The sequence below is a fragment of the Rhodococcus sp. P4_B6 genome (genome assembly GCF_056402215.1).
Genome location: NZ_JBFUHV010000037.1, coordinates 20,334 through 38,131, shown reverse-complemented (window position 1 = coordinate 38,131; position 17,798 = coordinate 20,334). Strand labels below are relative to the sequence as shown.

At 68.7% G+C, this 17,798-nt stretch carries 18 protein-coding genes; 6 read left to right on the top strand and 12 right to left on the bottom strand.

Features of this window, described 5'->3' with window-relative positions:
• Window positions 1-26: 26 nt before the first annotated feature.
• From AC1DWT_RS19545 to AC1DWT_RS19535, 3 genes are all read right to left on the bottom strand, one after another.
• Window positions 27-482, bottom strand: coding sequence for a tellurite resistance TerB family protein (locus AC1DWT_RS19545; protein ID WP_072944086.1), 456 nt, complete (start codon window positions 480-482; stop codon window positions 27-29).
• 106 nt (window positions 483-588) lie between these two features.
• Window positions 589-1,233, bottom strand: coding sequence for a DNA alkylation repair protein (locus AC1DWT_RS19540; protein WP_241031659.1), 645 nt, complete (start codon window positions 1,231-1,233; stop codon window positions 589-591).
• Between the two features lie 107 nt (window positions 1,234-1,340).
• Window positions 1,341-2,084: a DUF429 domain-containing protein gene (locus AC1DWT_RS19535; RefSeq protein ID WP_072944082.1), complete on the bottom strand. Its 744-nt coding sequence runs from the start codon at window positions 2,082-2,084 to the stop codon at window positions 1,341-1,343.
• A gap of 273 nt (window positions 2,085-2,357) precedes the next feature.
• Here AC1DWT_RS19535 and AC1DWT_RS19530 point away from each other — a divergent pair, with 273 nt between their 5' ends.
• The gene (locus tag AC1DWT_RS19530) at window positions 2,358-2,771 is read left to right on the top strand and encodes a VOC family protein (protein ID WP_072944081.1); all 414 of its coding nucleotides are present in this window, start codon (window positions 2,358-2,360) and stop codon (window positions 2,769-2,771) included.
• On the opposite strand, the gene AC1DWT_RS19525 is transcribed toward AC1DWT_RS19530, so the two are convergent.
• The 5 genes from AC1DWT_RS19525 to AC1DWT_RS19505 are packed head-to-tail and all read right to left on the bottom strand — an operon-like array spanning window position 2,768 to window position 7,077.
• Window positions 2,768-3,925, bottom strand: a complete 1,158-nt coding sequence (locus AC1DWT_RS19525; RefSeq protein WP_206012936.1) for a M20 family metallopeptidase — start codon at window positions 3,923-3,925, stop codon at window positions 2,768-2,770. The two genes, AC1DWT_RS19530 and AC1DWT_RS19525, sit on opposite strands and share 4 nt — an antisense overlap.
• Window positions 3,922-4,593 (bottom strand): DUF1028 domain-containing protein, encoded by a 672-nt coding sequence (locus tag AC1DWT_RS19520; RefSeq protein ID WP_206012937.1) that lies wholly within the window; start codon window positions 4,591-4,593, stop codon window positions 3,922-3,924. Before AC1DWT_RS19520 ends, AC1DWT_RS19525 begins: the two co-directional genes overlap by 4 nt.
• A complete protein-coding gene (locus AC1DWT_RS19515) occupies window positions 4,590-5,003 on the bottom strand; it encodes a RidA family protein (RefSeq protein WP_072944076.1) in 414 nt (137 codons plus the stop codon). Before AC1DWT_RS19515 ends, AC1DWT_RS19520 begins: the two co-directional genes overlap by 4 nt.
• Window positions 5,000-6,460, bottom strand: a complete 1,461-nt coding sequence (locus tag AC1DWT_RS19510; protein WP_072944075.1) for a 4-hydroxyphenylacetate 3-hydroxylase family protein — start codon at window positions 6,458-6,460, stop codon at window positions 5,000-5,002. The genes AC1DWT_RS19515 and AC1DWT_RS19510 overlap by 4 nt, the downstream gene beginning before the upstream one ends.
• Window positions 6,457-7,077, bottom strand: a complete 621-nt coding sequence (locus tag AC1DWT_RS19505) for a flavin reductase family protein (protein WP_072944074.1) — start codon at window positions 7,075-7,077, stop codon at window positions 6,457-6,459. Before AC1DWT_RS19505 ends, AC1DWT_RS19510 begins: the two co-directional genes overlap by 4 nt.
• A 192-nt stretch (window positions 7,078-7,269) precedes the next feature.
• On the opposite strand from AC1DWT_RS19505, the gene AC1DWT_RS19500 reads away from it, so the two are divergent.
• Window positions 7,270-8,178, top strand: a complete 909-nt coding sequence (locus tag AC1DWT_RS19500) for a dienelactone hydrolase family protein (protein WP_477921870.1) — start codon at window positions 7,270-7,272, stop codon at window positions 8,176-8,178.
• Here AC1DWT_RS19500 and AC1DWT_RS19495 read toward each other — a convergent pair.
• A complete protein-coding gene (locus AC1DWT_RS19495) occupies window positions 8,136-8,813 on the bottom strand; it encodes a hypothetical protein (RefSeq protein ID WP_072944070.1) in 678 nt (225 codons plus the stop codon). The genes AC1DWT_RS19500 and AC1DWT_RS19495 overlap by 43 nt on opposite strands.
• Window positions 8,814-8,932: 119 nt before the next feature.
• Between AC1DWT_RS19495 and AC1DWT_RS19490 the strand changes: the two genes are divergently transcribed.
• Complete coding sequence (locus AC1DWT_RS19490) at window positions 8,933-10,138, top strand: enhanced intracellular survival protein Eis (protein ID WP_206012938.1); 1,206 nt, start codon at window positions 8,933-8,935, stop codon at window positions 10,136-10,138.
• Here the strand turns inward: AC1DWT_RS19490 and AC1DWT_RS19485 are convergent.
• The 3 genes from AC1DWT_RS19485 to AC1DWT_RS19475 form a co-directional block, all read right to left on the bottom strand.
• Window positions 10,135-11,061, bottom strand: coding sequence for a LysR family transcriptional regulator (locus AC1DWT_RS19485; RefSeq protein WP_206012939.1), 927 nt, complete (start codon window positions 11,059-11,061; stop codon window positions 10,135-10,137). The two genes, AC1DWT_RS19490 and AC1DWT_RS19485, sit on opposite strands and share 4 nt — an antisense overlap.
• Before the next feature lie 86 nt (window positions 11,062-11,147).
• Window positions 11,148-12,689 carry an APC family permease gene (locus tag AC1DWT_RS19480; RefSeq protein ID WP_072944065.1) on the bottom strand — a complete coding sequence of 514 codons (1,542 nt, stop codon included), beginning with the start codon at window positions 12,687-12,689 and terminating at the stop codon, window positions 11,148-11,150.
• Window positions 12,690-12,889: 200 nt separating this feature from the next.
• A complete protein-coding gene (locus AC1DWT_RS19475; RefSeq protein ID WP_072944279.1) occupies window positions 12,890-13,507 on the bottom strand; it encodes a TetR/AcrR family transcriptional regulator in 618 nt (205 codons plus the stop codon).
• A 209-nt stretch (window positions 13,508-13,716) separates the two neighbouring features.
• Between AC1DWT_RS19475 and AC1DWT_RS19470 the strand changes: the two genes are divergently transcribed.
• The 3 genes from AC1DWT_RS19470 to AC1DWT_RS19460 are packed head-to-tail and all read left to right on the top strand — an operon-like array spanning window position 13,717 to window position 17,732.
• Window positions 13,717-15,834 carry an oxidoreductase gene (locus AC1DWT_RS19470; protein WP_477921867.1) on the top strand — a complete coding sequence of 706 codons (2,118 nt, stop codon included), beginning with the start codon at window positions 13,717-13,719 and terminating at the stop codon, window positions 15,832-15,834.
• Between the two features lie 11 nt (window positions 15,835-15,845).
• On the top strand, window positions 15,846-16,211 hold the full coding sequence (locus tag AC1DWT_RS19465) for a cupin domain-containing protein (RefSeq protein WP_072944063.1): 366 nt from the start codon (window positions 15,846-15,848) through the stop codon (window positions 16,209-16,211).
• Between the two features lie 27 nt (window positions 16,212-16,238).
• Complete coding sequence (locus AC1DWT_RS19460; protein ID WP_477921865.1) at window positions 16,239-17,732, top strand: aldehyde dehydrogenase; 1,494 nt, start codon at window positions 16,239-16,241, stop codon at window positions 17,730-17,732.
• Window positions 17,733-17,798: the final 66 nt, after the last annotated feature.

Genomic DNA, 17,798 nt, shown 5'->3' with positions numbered 1-17,798 from the left:
CCGCACCGGGCGCGTCACCGTTCACCTCAGAGTTCGAATTCGGCCGGCGCGATGCCGACGGCGAAACAGGCGTCCCGCACCACGTTTCGCTCGTTCTGGTCGAAGTTGCCGTCGGCGCCGCCGATGACGATGCCGATCTGGATGACGGCCCGAGCCTGATCCTGCTTGGTCTTCAGCTTCGCGATGGTGGCGGTGGCCTCGATCTTGCCGAACTCGAAATCGGACTGCAGCTTGCTGCAGTACCAGTCGAACTTCTGGCTCAGCTCGTCCGAGGGGAACACACTGAGCGCCTCGTTGCTGGTGATCAACCCCGCAGTCTTCTGCCGCTCGGACGGGTCGATGGTCCCGTCCGCCGCGGCGATGAGGGCGCACATGGCCATCGAGGCGTTGGCGAACTCCTTGTTCTGGAACTGCGCCGTCTTCGTCTTGAGCTGGCCGTTCATCTCGAACGCCTTTGCCTTCAGCTGATCCCAGAAAGCCATTGGACTCCTTCTTCGTGTGCCCACGCACGGTGCGTGTGGTGTCCAATTTGCCAGGTTTCGTGGGCGGACGTCGCCGCGGTCGGTCTACCAGCGCAGTCGCACGCGGCTAGCTCTGGGTCTGGCGGCGGACGATCTCGTTGATCCAGATCGGCGCGTACGGGGACGTGCAGTTGGGCGGGGTCGGGTAGTCCTTCAGGATTTCGAGGCGTTCGCCGATGCCGACCGCGCGGGCACGAAGCTCGGGGTGATGGATGCCGATGTTGGCGAGGCATTCGTTCATCGCCCACTGCAGGCGGTCCGGCGCATCCTTCATGTGCGCCTCGATCAGGTCGAGGAGTTCGGGCAGATCGAGGTCGCCGGAGTCCTTCGCCACGCGGTCGCTGGTCAGCGCCCACCCCGCGCTGGCGACGACAGGGTCGGCGTCGGCGAACCACGCGACGCGCAGTTCTTCGACGTGCGGGCTCTTCTTGACGACGTAGCTGACGAGCCAGCCGTGCACCTTGGGGACGCGTGCTTCGCGGAGCATGGCGTCCAACTCGGACGCGGAGTACGCCTTGGGGCGGCAGATCAGGATCGCAACGAGACGGGCCGCGGTGTCACCCGTCCCCCACAGCTCACCGGAGAGGTCGTGCTGGGTCTTCAGACTCTTCGCGACTGCGCGCAGCTTGGTGAGGTTGACACCGTGATCGTCGCCGTGGCGTTCGTTCACGGCGCGGATCTTCGGATCTTCCAGGGCCGCCAGTTCCGCCATCACGTCGCCGACACTGGCCTGCGGTACCGCACGAGTCGCCACAACGATCTCCTCTACTTCTCCGCCCGACATCGCGCCCAGCTTACGTCGACCGTCTTCCGTGACCTCTAAGGACGCAGCGACTGCAGGCCTGCAGTCGGCACGTGAATCCACCCCTCCCGCTCGGCGACGTCGCGGTCGCCACCTTCGGGTAGTGCCGTGCAGCCGAGGGCCGCGGCCCGCGCGATGACGGCGGCCAGCACGGCGTCGAGGGCGTCGTCCGATTCACGGCAGATCGTCTGGAATGCACCGAGTTCCATCCAATCCGCGGCAACGAGGAACGCGTCGACCAACTCTCCCAACGTCACCCGGTTCTGCACACTCTTGTACCCGCGTGACACCAGCCCCCAGGTGCGGAGCGCTGCCGCCGGATACGCCTCCACCACCCGCCCGTCGACGCGGCCGACGTCGACGCCCAGGTCGCCGAGTTCGGCGAGGATGCCGGCGCAACGCAAAGCGACGTGTGCGATGAGGTCCGCCGACACGCTGAGCGGCGCTATTCCCGTCGCGGCCTGCACCACGAGGTCGGTGCGCCGCTTGGTCAGCGGACGACGTCCCTCGCGGTTCGCGAGACCGACGGTCGCGGGAAGCCGGCCGGCGTGGTGTTCGGACACCATCCGGACGAACGCGTCGGGCCAGCCGAACGGTGCGTCGATACCGGCCCTGTCGCACGCCAGGACAGCCTCGGCGATGGCATCGTTCCCGACTCCCAGCCTGATCGACTCGACGCGGGCCACGCCGTCGGACCAGTCGACAACGGCCAGGGCCGTCTTCTTCGGCTCGGCCGCCAGGTCGACTCCCACGGTGCGCACCGGACCAGGTTAGACCGCCGGGAATCGGTGCTGACCTGGCATTACGGTTACATTCGCGTTACTGCTCGCGGCGGTTTCCGCTCCGACCTGCTGAATCTGCGGAAGTGATGCAACGCGAGGCCGGCCTGGTGGTGCCCGGGCCCGTCTACCTGCTCCTGGCGCATCGCGGTCCCGGCCGCTCGGGCAGGGTTTCGCCGTTGTCCACCGCGGGATCGCGGCGGCCCTTTAGGGTCGGAGGACACCCGCGTTCACCGGAGCAGAGAGTAGTCGCAGATGTCCAGTTTCCCGGGCCTCACCCACGTCGCGATCACCGTGTCCGACCTGGCGGCCAGCACCGCCTGGTACACAGCATTGTTCGGTTCGGCACCCGTCCTGGACGAGGACGAGGAATCGGGCACGTTCCACCACACGGTGTTCGCCCTCGACGGGGGCATGCTCTTCGGCCTGCACACCCATCCCGACAGCGGCGCCCCGGCGAGGTTCGACGAACGGCAGGTCGGGCTCGACCACATCGCATTCCAGTGTTCCCCCGACGCACTGCCCGGGTGGGTGGAGCGGCTCGACGCACTCGGAATCGAGCACGGGGGCATCAAGACGGCGCACTACGGGTCCGGAATCTCGTTCCGCGACCCCGACAACATTGCGCTGGAGTTCTTTGCGCCTCCGGCACCCGTGAGTACTTCTTAACGTCGGGCGGTTAATAAGTACTCACGGGTGGCGGAGCCGCAGGCGGCGTCGTGCAGGGTCAGGGCCAGCGCGAGGGCGCCGTCGACGGCGGCCCGGTCGGCGGCGGGTGCGGCGCTGGCCGCAGCGAACTCGGCCTGATGGTTGACGGCGGGTGCCGAGTCGATGCCGATGTAGGGGTGGATCGCGGGAATCACCTGCGAGACGTTGCCCATGTCGGTGGAGGCCCGGTTCATCAGCGAGTCCGGGCCGGTGCGGAACACCCTGCCCAGTCCCTGCGCGTGCCGGACGTACGACGTGAGCAGCGCTTCGTCGGTGCGGAACTCCGAGTACGGTTCGCTTTCCGGGGCGATGGTCAGTTCGCAGCCGGTGGCGACGGCGCCGGCCTCGAAGCAGCGGGCGACCCGGGGTTCGATGCGGGCCAGCTCGTCCAGGGTCTCGGCGCGTACGTACCAGCGGCCTTCGGTGCGCTGGGGAATGGCGTTGGGCGCTTCTCCCCCGCGGGTCATCATCCCGTGGACGCGGGTGTTCGGCGGAAGCTGCTGCCGGAGCAGCCCGATGGCGACCTGCGCGACGGTGAACGCGTCGGCCGCGTTGACGCCGCGCTCCGGGTACGCCGCCGCGTGTGCGGCCTTGCCGTCGTATCGGATGTGGCTGTGGGACACCGCGTACGGCTCGGCGCGGGCGACGTCGACGGGTCCGGGGTGGGCCATGACGGCGGCGTGGACGCCCTCGAACGCCCCGCGTTTCAGCATCTCGATCTTGCCGCCCCCGCCTTCCTCGGCGGGGGTGCCGAGCACCGACAGGGTGATGCCGAGGTCGTCGACGAGCGGCGCGAGGGCCAGCGCCGTCCCCACCGAGATGGCGGAGATGACGTTGTGCCCGCACGCGTGGCCGAGGCCGGGGAGCGCGTCGTATTCTGCGCAGACCGCGAGGTGCAGCGGCCCGGTGCCGACGTGCGCGCGGAACGCGGTGGGCAGCCCGACGTACTGCTGCTCCACCGCGAAGCCGGCGTCCGAGAGCACCCCGGCGACCCGGACGCACGAGCGTGCCTCCTCCCATGCGACCTCCGGGTGGGCGTGCAGGTCGTGTGACAGCGCCAAAATCCGGTCTTCGGCGCGCCTGGCTCCGTCGCGAATCGCGTTGTCGGCATTCATAGGTCACCCGGCACGCCGTAGGACGGGGCGGCCGTGGGGTCGACGCCCCGCACCCGGTAGTCCCGCTTCTGCGGCTCCCACACCGTCCACAGCCGGCGCAGTTCGCCGACCGGGTCGTCGTGCCAGTCGACACGCAGATCGGTGACGGCCCACGGCACGTCCTCGACCACCTGCATTCCCGCGGAGTGCACGGGTCCGGCCTCGCCGCCCGCGGTGACCGCGGCGGTGAGACCGTCGAGCAACCGGCCCTCGAACGTCGGGGCCGTGCTCGACACGTAGCCGAACAGCAGCGACCGGATGACGCCTTCGTCGCGGAGCATGTTGCCTGCGACGGCGGCCCCGCCGCCCTGCGCGCTGCTGTGGATGCCCAGCGTCCGCGCGCCCGAGTGCACCGCGGTGCCGCCGTCCGCATCCACGACGACGATCTGCCGGTATTCCGGGAACTTCTCCTGCGCGAGTACGGATTTCAGCGCGACTTCCGCGTTATCGCCAGACGCGAGCGCGTCCAGGCCGATCGGTCCCAGCTGCGGATTGGTGACGTTCTGGGAGGCGACGACGCCGACGCCGGACCGCACGTGCAGGCAGCGCGACGCCACGGCGGGGCTGGAGGAGCACACGACCATCCCGAACGCGCCCCCGGGATCACGGGCGACGAGTGAGAACGTCATGAGCTGATCACTGCCGTCGCGTCGATCTCGACGAGCCATTCGGGCCGGGCCAGGGCGTCGACGACGATGCCGGTGGACACCGGATGCACACCCTTAAGCCAGCGCCCGACCACCCGGTAGACGGTCTCCCGGTACCGGACGTCGACCAGGTAGATGGTGACCTTGACGACGTCCTCGAGGCAGCTGCCCGATTCCTTCAGCAGCATCGCGATGTTCGCCATCGCCTTCTCGGCCTGGGCCTCGACGTCGCCGATTCCGACGGACTCCCTCGTGTCGAGGTCCTGGCCGATCTGCCCGCGCAGGTACACGACGCCGCCGGCGACGACGGCCTGGGCGAGATCGTTGTCGAGGTTCTGTTCCGGGTATGTCTCGCGGGTGTTGAACGGGCGGATGCGGGTGTGGGTGGTCATGCGGCATCTCCGTCGACGTTGTCGGACAGTCCCGCCGCGGCCTTGACGAGGCCGAGCGGCCCGTCGAAGTCGAAGTTGCGGTACACGGCGGCGAGCTGCGCGAAGGGCGGCGACTGGGCGAAGAGCTGGAACGTCAGCCGGTGTCCGGCGTAGTCGCTGTTGAGCAGGTCGCGGGCGAACGCGAGGAGCTTGCGACGGTCGTCGGCCACCCAGTTGTCGTTGATGGAGTAGAACTTCTCCAGCCACGGCGCGACGTCCGGGTCGGCGAACGTGGCGGCGTCCGGGGTGATGCAGATCTGGCCGCCGCACAGTTCGCGGGCGATGTGCATCATCGCGGGCAGCTGGCTGAGCGCCATCACCCGGCCGGTGTAGAGCAGCGACTGGTTGGGCATGAGCAGGCCACCGGGGCTGGGCTCGGCCAGCGAGATCGCGGCGGTGAGGTGGGCGTTGATCGTCTCCCGGTAGCAGGCGAGCTGGGCGAGCTTCTCCTGCACGGCCTGCTGCTTCTCGAGCCCGCTCTGCTTGACGTTCCACAGCGCCGATCCGATCATGAGGTCGGCGAGGTGCAGGGTGCGCTGCACGAACGGGAACGCGCTGTAGCGGTGCAGGGTGGAGCGGATGAATGTCGCGGCCCGGGTGTGCCGGTAGAACAGCACATCTTCCCAGGGAATCTCGACGTCGTCGAACACGACGAGGGACTCGACCTCGTCGACCCGGTTGGCGAGCGGGTAGTCGGCGGCGGGTGCGCGGCCGGCGAACCCGTTGCGGGAGATGTACTTCAGCCCCGGCGCACCCATGTCGAGCACGAATCCGACGGCGTAGTCGGACAGTTCGCTGTTGCCCCAGTTCGCGATGGTCGGCTTGGTGAATGCCTGGTTGGAATACGCGGCGGCGGTCTCGTACTTGGCGCCGCGCACGACGATGCCGTTGTCGGTCTCCTTCACGACGTGCAGCAGCATGTCGGGATCCTGATCCTGCGGGGCCTTGGACCGGTCGCCCTTGGGGTCGGTGTTCGCCGACACGTGGAACGGATCCTCTCGAATCGACCGCTCGAGATGGCGGCGGATGTTCTCCGAGAAGCGCGGGTCCACCTCGTTGAGGACGTCCTGCCCGTCGAACAGCGACCACATCTCGCCGATGGTCTCGTCGCCGACGCGGGTGACCACACCCCGGGTGTCGTCGAGCACCAGGTCGACGGCGGCGCGCTTGTCGAGCCAGTCCTGCTGGGTGCGGGGCAGCTTGTTGGCGACGGCGTTGCGTTCACCGGAGTCGGGGTCGACGTAGGTCATCGCGTCCTGCGTGGCCTCCGCGTGCGCGAGGTCGTAGATGCGGGCCCGGACGTCGACGATCGGCTTGAACATGGGATGGTCGGCGACGTCCTTGACGCGTTCCCCGTCGACCCAGACCTCACGGCCGTCTCTGATGGACTCCCTGTATTCGTCACCGGTGCGGATCATTTCGTGCTCCTGGTCCTGGGCGCGGGGTGTGCGTCCGGGTAGTCGGGAAAGGTGGAAGGTTCGAATGCTGCGGGCTTGCTGTAGGTGCGGGACGCATAGACGAGCGGTTCCCCGGAGTGCGACTCCACGGCGGCGACACGCCCGATGTAGACGCGGTGGGTGCCGGCGTCGATGACCTCGTGGACGGCGCAGTCGAACGACGCGATCGCGTCGTGCACGCGGGGTGAACCGGATGCGGCCACGGTCCAGTGCCCACAGGTGAAGTCCCACCGCTGCTTACCGGGCCACGGACGGCCCGCGAACGTGTCGGCGACGTGATCGTGCTGGGTGGCAAGCACATTGACGCAGAAGACGCCGTTCTCGGAGATCGCGTCGTTGACGGGGCTCCGTCCGTGGAGGCAGACCAGCACCAGCGCCGGGTCTGCCGACACGGAGCACATCGCGCTCACGGTCTGCGCGGCGCGCCCGCCGGGACCGTCGGTCGCGACGACGGTGACCCCGGTCGCGACGGCGCCCATGGCCGTGACGAAGTTCGCGGTCGAGTTGTCCGGCACCGGTGGGGCCACCGATGTTCGGGCCGTCGTTTCGACGGCTGAGTGAGGGTCGGCGATCGGCATGACGGGCTCCTTTCTGTGTGCGGTGAGCGAGGAGTTCGTGCCGTGGAACCAATCTTGAAGTCCACGGCGAAATCTGTACAACACAGATAAGTGGAGCACTGCATAATGAAAATCGATGCAGCGCGAACGGGTGACCCGCGGCGCCCGGACCAGCGATAATTCCTACATCAGCCGATGCGGACGGGGACGATCATGACGCCACTGCAGCGCTACATAGCCGAAGAGATCGCGATCGACCACGCCGACGGGCTGTTGACGCGCCGGGAGGCGCTGCGCAGGCTCGGACTCATCGGCCTCGGCGTGGCGGCGGCGACCTCCCTGCTCGCCGCGTGCTCGAGCGGCAGCGACGAGCAGTCGTCGACGTCGGCGCCGGTGACACCCGGTGGAGCGACACCCCCGCCACCCGGAACGGCCGACGCCGTGGGCACCGAGGCCGTGACGTTCGCAGGCCCGGACGGACGGGTCCTGCAGGGCGCCTGGGCCGAAGCGGCCACGCCCCGCGGAACGGTGCTCGTGATCCACGAGAACAAGGGCCTCACCGACCACATCCGTTCGGTGGCGGGCCGATTCGCCGGTGCCGGCTACTCGGYGCTCGCCATCGACCTGCTGTCGGAGGAGGGCGGGACCGCGACGTTCACCGACCAGGCCCAGGCCACCGCCGCGCTGGCCACTGTGCCGCCGGAACGCTTCGTCGCCGACATGAAGTCCGGGGTCGACGAACTCGGCCGCCGGGTACCGGACAAGAAGGCGGCGGCGGTCGGGTTCTGTTTCGGCGGTGGGATGGTGTGGCAACTCCTCGCATCCGGCGAACCGCGACTGGCCGCGGCCGTCCCCTTCTACGGTCCCCTACCCGAGGGCGCGGACTTCTCCGGGTCGAAGGCCGCGGTCCTCGCCATCTACGCGGAGCTGGACGCGAGGGTGAACGCCTCCCGCGATGCCGCCGCCGCGGCACTCGCGAAGGCGGGGCTGCCGCACGAGATCGTCACCGTTCCGGGCGCCGATCACGCGTTCTTCAACGACACCGGGCCCCGGTACAACGCGACCGCGGCGGCGGAGGCCTACGAGCGCGTCCTCGCCTGGTTCGGCGAATACCTGGGGTGAGGCGGGCGCATCAGCAGCGCCGCCACGAGGAAGCAGACCGCGCCCACGAACGTGCCCAGGTCCGCGACCGTCGCGTTCTTCAACACGTCCGTGCCCGGGACGATGTACGCGCCGACCGCGGACACCCCGAACGCCACCGACCCGATCATGTTCAGCCAGGTGCTGCGCCAGTTGCGGGCGTGCGGATCCCACAGCTTGTCGGTTTCGGTGGTGGCCACCACCGCCAGACCGCTGGCGACCAGGAACGCCGTCGACCCGAAGAGGTCGGGCCGCCACCCCCACACCCGGTCCTGTTCGACGGTGAGCCCCTGGATCAGAGCGACCGCGGTACTCACGTTGAACAGGAGCGTGCCGACGAACTGGATCAGTGCGGCCCACCAGTCGTAGCGTTCCACCCGGTGCGATTCCGCCCCGGGCACCGGTCGGCCGCTGAGYGACAACTGGATGAATCCGGCGGCGGTGAAGAACAACGATCCGACGAAGTAGGTGATGTTGTCGAGTTCCGGGCCGACCGCGTCGCCGTACACCCGCGTGGCCGCGAGTCCGAACAGGACGGAGCCGATGACGAATCCCCAGGACTCCCGGCGCAGGCGCAGCACCCGGCGCGGCGAAGACGAGGTGCGGTCCTTCGACATCGTGACGTCCCCCTCACCCGTCGGCCCGGGTCCTCAGACTCTCCGAAGACCCGGGCCCGGTCAAGGCCGGGCGCGGAAATTCGGCTGCGAGTCCACGCGGGGTGTGCCAGTGTCGAACCATGACGAGCATCGGCGGAATCACGATCAGAACTGCGACCGAGCAGGACTGGCCGAAGATCGTCGTGCTCAACGAGATCTGCTTCGTGACACCGCAGACGGAGGAATTCACCGCCCACTGGAGGCAGCTCGTCAGCGGCGAACCACCGGTGATCGCGCTGGACGGGGACGAGGTCGTCGGCGCGACGATGGACATTCCCATGACCGTCACCGTTCCCGGCGGCGGCAGCGTCGCGGCGGCGGGCGTCACCGCGGTCACGGTCGCGCCCACCCATCGTCGGCGCGGCGTTCTCCGCGCGCTGTACACCGAACACCACGCACGGATCCGGGCGTCGGGCGTGCCGCTGTCGATTCTCACCGCCAGCGAGGGCGGCATCTACGGGCGGTTCGGGTACGGACCCGCGACCGTCGAGTCGACGGTGAGCATCGACCGCCGGTTCGCCGTCCCGCACCCGAAGGCGCCGGACCCCGGCGGTGTGCGGATGGTCCATCCCGCGGAGGCCCGACCCGCATTCACGGACGTCTACCACCGCTGGCAGCAGGTGACGCCCGGTGCGCAGGTGCGGCCGGAGATCGTGTGGAACCGGATCTTCGCCGACCGCGAGAGCGAGCGCGGTGGCGGCACAGCCTTGTTCGGGCTGGTCCACGACGGCGGCTACGTGCTGTACCGCCGCGCCTCCGGCGACAACGGATCATTCGCCCGGGTGGAGGAGATCCGCACGGTCACCGGCGACGCCCACGCTGCGCTGTGGCGGGCGATGCTCGGCCTCGACCTCGTGCGCCGCATCGAAGCAAACCTCACCCCCGAGGATCCGCTGCCCTATCTGCTCACCGACGGCCGGCTCGTGCGCACCGCCTCGCGTCACGACGAGTTGTGGGTGCGGATCATGGACGTCCCCGCCGCGCTGGAGGCCCGCACGTTCCGCGGCGACCTCGACGTCGTGGTCCAGGTCGACGACGGGTTCCTGGACGCCGGTGGCACATTCGCCCTCACCGTCCGGGACAGCAAGGCCGTGTGCACACGGACCGACGCCGCACCGCAGGTGGCCCTCGACCTCGACGTGCTCGGCAGCCTGTACCTCGGGGCGCACCGGGCGCGGACGTTGGCGGCCGCGAACCGGCTGTGGGCCGCCGACGCCGACGTCCTCGACCGGTTCGAGCACGCGTTCGGCTCCGACCGCGACGCCCAGATGGGCTGGGGGTTCTAGCCCGCCGTCCGTGCCTGTTTCGCGAACACGGCCCGCGCCCGCTCGGCGACGGCCCGGGCCCTCGCCGTACTCCGGACCCCTCTGAGCCGGGCGAGGACGACGGGGAGTCCGGGAACGTCGTCGGCGATCGGCAGTGTCGCGACCCTCCCGCCGTCGTACGTCCGGCCCTCGGCGGGCCGCTGGTTCAGGATCGAGAAGCCGTGGCCGCGGGCGACGAGCCCACGCACCGTTTCGTAGCTCGCCGACCGGTAGCGGACCATCGGGGTGACCCCCGACCCCGACAGCATGGCGAGGAAGTAGTCGCGGCTGCTCGGCAGGTCCAGCAGCACCATCGGTTCGCCCTCGAGGTCGGCGAGCGCGATCGCGTCGTGGCCGGCCAGCCGGTGGTCCGGCGGCAGGACGACGTGCGGCCTGGCGACGCCCAGCGTCTCCGTCTCCATGTCTTCGCCCAGCGCGAGGTCGTAGGTGAGGGCCAGTTCCGCGGTGCCGTTGCGCAGCGCCGCCCGCACCGCCTCCGCCTGGGTCTCGACGACTTCCACCTCCAGGTCGGGGTGCTGATCGCGCAGGTCCGAGATGAGCGTCGGGAGGATGAACGGGGTGAGGGTGACGAAACAGGCCAGGCGCACCGTTCCCCGGACGTTGTCCTCGTGGCCGCGCGCCGCGTCGAGGACCTCCCCGAGATGGGCGAGGACGCTGCGGGTGTCGCGGAGCATCTCCTCCCCCGCCGCCGTGAGAACGAGTCCGCGGGACCGTTGCCGGATGAACAGCTGGGTGCCGATCTGGTGCTCGAGTTGGGAGATCGCCGACGAGACCGCCGACTGCGCGACCATCAGTTCGTCGGCGGCCTTCGTCATGCTGGAGAAGTTCGCGGCCTCGACGAAATACCTGAGCTGGGTGAACGTCACGTCGGGTCGTCGTTGCATGCGCTCTCCTCGGGATCTGAGGCCACCAGGATCGCAGGTCTCCGACCGGGGAGCCACCCACGGCACCCGCTGTGGCCGCGACGCCGTCAGCGGACGTCGGCCTTCACGAGGCCGGGGTCCGGCTCCGACCCGGGGCCGTCCTCTCGCGCGGTGCGCGGGCCGGTCGCGGACCGCACCGACGCGCCCCGCACGTAGCCGACCGCGCCGAGGAGCGCGAGCACGGCCAGCGTCCCGAGGGTGAACAGTTCGAACGTCCCCTGGCTCACGCCCCAGATCTCCGCGAAGTCGTAGTCCAGGCCGAACACCGATTCCAGCGTGCCGGGGAACACCGCCACCCAGGAACCGAGCAGCACCCAGGCGAAGCAGAGGGAGCCGAGGACGCGGAAGCCGACGTTCCCGGTAGGCACCCGGAAGGGCCGCGCGACGTCCGGGAACCGCGTGCGCAGCCGGACCGCGGACGGGATGACGATCAGGTAGCTGAGCAGGAACGTCGAGATCGAGATCGTCAGCACCACCGCGAAGATGGAACCGCCGGACCCGGTGATCTGCATCGCCGCGATCATGAAGACGGTGGCGACGACTCCGGACAGGAAGTTGACGCGCACCGGCGTTCCGAGGCGGGGATGGAATCGGCCGAAGAACCCGCCGAAGAAGGCGCCGTCGGCCGCGGCCATCGCCTGCATGCGGTCGCTGATGATCATCCACGCCGCACCCTGGGTCATCAGGATCACGGCGAAGATCACCCCGGTCACGGTCAGCATGGCGGGTGCGGCGGGTCCGTACACGCTGTACACGGTCGCGACCGCCTCGAGGAGGCCGCCGACACCGGTGATGTCGTCCGCGGGCACCACCAGGAGGATCGCGAAGATCGGCAGCAGGTAGGACGCGGCGGCGATGCCGCAGGCGCGGGCGATCGAGATCGGGACGTCGCGGGCGGGGTTCTTCATCTCACCGGCGGCACTGTTCCCGGATTCGAAACCGAGGTAGGAGAACAGCAGCAGCGGCGTCACCCCGAGGAGCCCGGTGAGGGTGGGGCTGAAGTCGCCCGCCGAGATGCCGGCGAAACCGTTCTTCGCGGCATAGATCCCGGTGGTGACGAGGAAGAACAACAGGAAGACGATCTTCAGGAACGCGCCGACCGTCGGAATCCATTTGCCTCGTGCCAGGCTCACCACGGCCGCGAGCACCGTCAGCCAGATGAAGACGAGCTTGAACAGGTAGTCCGTCACCGACCCCTCCTCGAACGCGGTGACGTAGTGGTTCCAGGTCTCGGCGGCGATGAACGCCATCGACCCTCCGACCCACACCGGCTGCGTCACCCACGTCAGCAGCGACGCGAGGGCCGCGAGCGGCCGGCCGAACGCCCGCCGGACCCACACGTAGACGCCGCCCTCACCCGTGAACGTGCTGCCGATCTCGGCGAAGATCAGACCGTACGGCAGCAGGAAGAACACCGCGAGAACCAGTGCCCAGGTGAAGGTCTCCGCGCCGAACGTGGAGACCTGACCGAGAACCTCGACCGACACCACCGCCGCGACGATGAGGAAGACGATGTCGAAACGGCCGAGGGACTTCTTCAGGTGTCGTGTCTGTTCGTCCGCCAGGGCGGTCGGGGTGTTGTCGCTCATCGGTGCACCTCGTTGCTGGAGTCGATAGGAAAGTGCTTGCGCGCTAGCGCGTTTCGGCCGGCGCGGCGTCGGCCTTCGGCGGCAACATCGCAGTGATGCCGGTCACTACTCTCGTCCGCGCCCGGCAAATCTGTACAACACAAAGATCCGGGGTAGTGCATCAGTTCTGCAGATGCCAAGACTCGGGTGAATCCCTGCGGCTAGTCCGCGGTGAACTCGGCGATCGAGCACGACAGCACGGTGTCGAGGTAGCGGAGGACGCTGTTCCGCGCGGTCCACGGCTCGATGCGCCGGTTCCGCGCGATGATGTGCAGGCCGTAGGCGTCCTCGAGGCTCACCGCGGTGCGGGCGATCTCCTCGGTGGGCATCGACGGCGTGAACACGCCCTGGGACCGGCCGATCTCGAGCACCGTGCTGTACAGCGACACCTCCAGGTCGAACAGCGTCGACAGCAGCGCGGAGTGCGTCGCGTTGCGGCTCGCGTGGAGATGCAGTTCGTAGAGGACCGTGCACAGCGGATCGTCGGCGGCATCGGGGATGCCCAGCCGCACCGTGGTGCGCAGCCGCTCGACCGGATCGGCGAGATCCTGCACGGCGTCGTGCCTGCGCCGGTAGAACCGGTCGACCGCGTGCTCGTGCACCTCGACGAGCAGATCCTCGAGTGACGGGTAGTAGTAGCTGACCAGACCCGCCGACAGGCCCGCCTCCTCCGCGACGTCCTTGATGCGCAGCCCGGTCATGCCCCGCTTGGTGATCGCGGTGGTGGCCGCCGAGACCATCTCACTGCGCCGGACTCCCTGCCTCTTCGGACGTGCCATGACCACCATTATTGATGAACTTCATCAATAAACAAGTCGCGATCGGGGCGGTATTTCTCCCACCGAGCCTGGACTTTCACTACTCGATCGGCAATTATTTGAGACAGATCGCAAAGAATCGCCGTCTCGGCGACAGTGGAACGGCCGGCCAGCCGAGTGCGCAGGCCACCACAGCGAGCCCACTCTCCGTCTCCAGTCAGGAACCCACCGTGCGTGATCCGCGATACGACATCCTGTTCGAACCGGTCAAGATCGGACCGGTCACCGCCCGCAACCGGTTCTTCCAGGTCCCCCACTGCAACGGCATGGGCTACCGCGACCCCTCCGGCGAGGCCTACATGCGGCGARTCAAGGCCGAGGGCGGCTGGGCGGTCGTCTGCACCGAGCAGGTCGAGATCCACCCCACCTCGGACATCGGCCCGTTCATCGAACTGCGCCTCTGGGACGATCAGGACCTGCCCGCCCTCACCAGGATCTCCGAGAAGATCCACGAAGGCGGTTCTCTCGCCGGCATCGAACTCGCCCACAACGGCCTGAACAGCCCCAACCTGATCAGCCGCGAAACCCCGCTCGGCCCGCAGAATCTGCCCGTCGTCTCCTGGAACTACGACCCCGTCCAGGCCAGGGAGATGACCAAGTCGGACATCGCCGACCTCCGGCACTGGCACAAGGAGGCGGTGCGCCGGTCGTTGAAGGCCGAATACGACATCGTCTACGTGTATGCCGGGCACGCGATCGGCGGCCTGCACCACTTCCTGTCCCGTCGCTACAACAACCGGACGGACGAGTACGGCGGCAGCCTCACCAACCGCGTGCGCCTGCTCCGCGAGATCCTCGAGGATTCCCGCGAGGTCGCCGACGGCAAGGCCGCGGTCGCGTGCCGCATCTCCGTCGACGAACTCCTCGGCGACGAGGGCATCACGCGCAGCGAGATCGAGGACGTGATCGGCCTGCTCGGCGAGACCCCGGACCTGTGGGACTTCGTGCTCGGCAGCTGGGAGGACGACTCCGTCACCTCGCGGTTCGGACCCGAGGCGGAGCAGGAACCGTACGTTCGGGGACTGAAGCAACTCACCACCAAACCCGTCGTCGGTGTCGGCCGTTTCACCTCGCCCGACACGATGCTGCACCAGGTCAAGAGCGGCATCCTCGACTTCATCGGGGCGGCCCGACCGTCGATCGCCGACCCGTACCTTCCCCGCAAGATCGAGGAGGGCAACCTCGAGGACATCCGCGAATGCATCGGCTGCAACATCTGCGTGTCCGGTGACTTCACGATGTCTCCGATCCGCTGCACCCAGAACCCGACGATGGGCGAGGAGTTCCGTCGCGGCTGGCACCCGGAGCGGATCAAGGTCCGGTCGAGCGAGTCGAACGTGCTCGTGGTCGGTGCGGGTCCCGCCGGCCTCGAGGCCGCGCGTGCCCTCGGGCAACGCGGTTACACCGTGAGCCTCGCCGAGGCCGGCAGGCAACTCGGTGGCCGGGTGACCCGGGAGTCGAAGCTGCCCGGACTGTCCGCCTGGATCCGGGTGGTGGACTACCGGCAGCAGCAACTCCGCAAGTTGTCCAACGTCGACGTGTTCATGGAGAGCGAGATGACCGCCGACGACGTCATCGACAACGACTTCCACCACGTGGTCGTCGCCACCGGTTCGAGTTGGCGCCGCGACGGCGTCGGCCGGTGGCACACCCACGCCGTTCCCGTCGACGACCACGCCGACGTCCTCACACCGGACGACGTGATGGCGGGGCTGCGACCGGCGGGCAACAAGGTGGTGCTCTTCGACGACGACCACTACTACCTCGGGGCGGTCGTCGCCGAACTCCTGGCGAAGGAGGGATTCGACGTCACCCTGATCACGCCCGCCGCGCACGTGTCGCAGTGGACGACGAACACCATGGAAGTGGTCCGGATACGCAAGCGAATCATCAAGGCCGGGGTCCACGTTCAGGTGAACCGCGCCGTCACCGCGATCACCCCCGAAGGTGTCCGCACGGTGTGCGCGTTCACCGGCGACGAACAGTTCTTCGACGCGGACGGCGTCGTCCTGGTCACCGCCCGGCTTCCGCACGACGGACTGTTCCACGACCTGCAGTCGCGCGAATCCGAGTGGGCCGCCGCCGACCTGCGCAGCGTCCGCGGCATCGGCGACGCCTGGGCGCCGTCCACCATCGCAGCGGCCGTCTGGTCCGGGCACCGGTACGCCGAGGAACTCGACGAACCGCCCGCGCCGGGCCCCGTCGCCTTCCGCCGGGAAGTCACCGGCCTGTCGATCGAACCCGTCAGCACACTGACGATCCCCCCGTTCGCCAACGCACAGAATTGAGGAACACCGCCATGACCGCAGTACACCCGATCCCCACCGACGCCGAGAACGTCGCGGCGATGACCCCCAGCGCCTACGTCACCGCGGAGACGCTCCGGGCGGGCGATCCGCAAGAACACGAAATGGTCCACCTGAGCAGCGGCGACGAGAAGTTCACCGTCGGCTCGTGGCGCGCCGAGCCCTACCGCGAGTTCATCGAGTCCTACCCGGGCGACGAATACACCCGGGTCCTGGAGGGCTCCGTGACCTTGACGGCGGACGACGGGGTCGCCCACACCTTCGGCCCCGGCGACGCGTTCACCCTGACCAAGGGGTGGCGCGGGGAGTACCGCGTCGACGAACCGCTGCTCAAGCAGTTCGCCATCTACGTTCCCTGACCATCACTTTCGAGCACGAGGATGACGATGCCTGATCCGACCACACTCGACGACTGGACAGCACTCGCCGCGGCAATCACGCCGCGCCGCGAACTGTTCGTCGACGGCGCGTTCCGTCCCGCGAAATCGGACGAGACGTTCGATTCGATCAACCCGGCGACCGGTGAACTGCTCGCCCGGGTGTCCGCCGCGGACGCCCCCGACGTCGACGCGGCGGTCCGGTCCGCGAGGGAGGCGTTCGACTCGGGCATCTGGTCGCGCAGCCCGGCGTCCCACCGCAAACGGGTCCTGCTCAGGCTCGCCGAGCTGATCCTCGAGCACCGCCACGAGCTCGCCCTGCTCGACTCCCTCGACATGGGCAAGCTCGTGGTGGAGGCGCTGACCGTCGACGTCCCCTCGGCCGCCGCACTTTTCACGTTCTACGCCGAGGCTCTCGACAAGATCGGCGGGGAGATCGCGCCCACCGATCCGGGAAGTCTCGCGCTCGTCTCCCGCGAACCGCTCGGTGTCGTCGCCGCCGTGGTGCCGTGGAACTTTCCGCTCGATCTGGCGGTGTGGAAGCTGGCGCCGGCCCTCGCAGCGGGCAACAGCGTCGTCCTCAAACCCGCCGAGCAGGCCCCGCTGTCGGTGCTGCGACTGGCCGAACTCGCGACCGAGGCGGGGCTGCCCGACGGCGTCCTGAGCGTCGTCCCGGGGCTCGGCGCCACCGCCGGGGCGGCGCTGGGCCTGCATCCCGACGTCGACGTCGTCGCCTTCACCGGCTCGACCGCCACCGGGAAACGGTTCCTCCGGTACGCGGCGGACTCGAACCTCAAGCAGGTGTGGCTCGAATGCGGAGGCAAGAGCCCCAACCTGGTGTTCGCGGACGCCGACCTCGACGAGGCGGTGGAGAACGCCGTGTTCGGCGCGTTCTACAACCAGGGGGCGGTGTGCTCGGCCAACTCCCGGTTGCTGGTCGAGGAGTCGGTGGCCGAACAGGTGACCGAGGCCCTCGTCCGCCGGGCGTCGTCGATCCGCGCCGGCAATCCGCTCGATCCCGCTTCCACACTGGGCGCGATCGTCGACGAGAACCACGCTCGCACCGTCGCGGGGTTCATCGACCGCGCCCGGTCCGACGGCCGGGTGTTGCTGGGCGGCAACAGGACCACCGTCGAGGGCCGCGGATCCTTCGTCGAACCGACGATCTTCGCGGACGTCGCACCCACCGCCGAGGTGGTGACCCAGGAAGTGTTCGGACCCGTCCTCACCGTCCAGACGTTCACCGACGAGGCCGACGCGGTCCGCATGGGCAACGACAGCATCTACGGTCTGGCCGCCTCGGTGTGGACCGAGAATCTGAACCGGGCGCACCGCGTCTCCGCGGCACTGCGGGCGGGAACCGTCTCCGTCAACACCGTCGACGCCATCAGCGCGCAGACCCCGTTCGGCGGGTTCAAACAGTCCGGGTTCGGCCGCGACCTCTCCCTGCACGCGATGGACAAGTACACCGGACTGAAGACGACGTGGATCCGGCTGCGGTGACGCGCGGGCGAATGTACCCGTCGGCGCACCCGAGGCGCCCGGAGGTACATTCGCCCCGAAACGTGG

What these genes read in the sequence shown, in the direction of transcription:
- AC1DWT_RS19480 (WP_072944065.1), bottom strand. Translation starts at nt 12,689, where the DNA reads ATGAGCGACAACACCCCGACCGCCCTGGCGGACGAACAGACACGACAC.
- AC1DWT_RS19505 (WP_072944074.1), bottom strand. Translation starts at nt 7,077, where the DNA reads ATGCCGATCGCCGACCCTCACTCAGCCGTCGAAACGACGGCCCGAACA.
- AC1DWT_RS19485 (WP_206012939.1), bottom strand. Translation starts at nt 11,061, where the DNA reads ATGCAACGACGACCCGACGTGACGTTCACCCAGCTCAGGTATTTCGTC.
- AC1DWT_RS19525 (WP_206012936.1), bottom strand. Translation starts at nt 3,925, where the DNA reads ATGAATGCCGACAACGCGATTCGCGACGGAGCCAGGCGCGCCGAAGAC.
- AC1DWT_RS19490 (WP_206012938.1), top strand. Translation starts at nt 8,933, where the DNA reads ATGACGAGCATCGGCGGAATCACGATCAGAACTGCGACCGAGCAGGAC.
- AC1DWT_RS19460 (WP_477921865.1), top strand. Translation starts at nt 16,239, where the DNA reads ATGCCTGATCCGACCACACTCGACGACTGGACAGCACTCGCCGCGGCA.
- AC1DWT_RS19540 (WP_241031659.1), bottom strand. Translation starts at nt 1,233, where the DNA reads ATGGCGGAACTGGCGGCCCTGGAAGATCCGAAGATCCGCGCCGTGAAC.
- AC1DWT_RS19515 (WP_072944076.1), bottom strand. Translation starts at nt 5,003, where the DNA reads ATGACCACCCACACCCGCATCCGCCCGTTCAACACCCGCGAGACATAC.
- AC1DWT_RS19475 (WP_072944279.1), bottom strand. Translation starts at nt 13,507, where the DNA reads ATGGCACGTCCGAAGAGGCAGGGAGTCCGGCGCAGTGAGATGGTCTCG.
- AC1DWT_RS19530 (WP_072944081.1), top strand. Translation starts at nt 2,358, where the DNA reads ATGTCCAGTTTCCCGGGCCTCACCCACGTCGCGATCACCGTGTCCGAC.
- AC1DWT_RS19510 (WP_072944075.1), bottom strand. Translation starts at nt 6,460, where the DNA reads ATGATCCGCACCGGTGACGAATACAGGGAGTCCATCAGAGACGGCCGT.
- AC1DWT_RS19545 (WP_072944086.1), bottom strand. Translation starts at nt 482, where the DNA reads ATGGCTTTCTGGGATCAGCTGAAGGCAAAGGCGTTCGAGATGAACGGC.
- AC1DWT_RS19465 (WP_072944063.1), top strand. Translation starts at nt 15,846, where the DNA reads ATGACCGCAGTACACCCGATCCCCACCGACGCCGAGAACGTCGCGGCG.
- AC1DWT_RS19520 (WP_206012937.1), bottom strand. Translation starts at nt 4,593, where the DNA reads ATGACGTTCTCACTCGTCGCCCGTGATCCCGGGGGCGCGTTCGGGATG.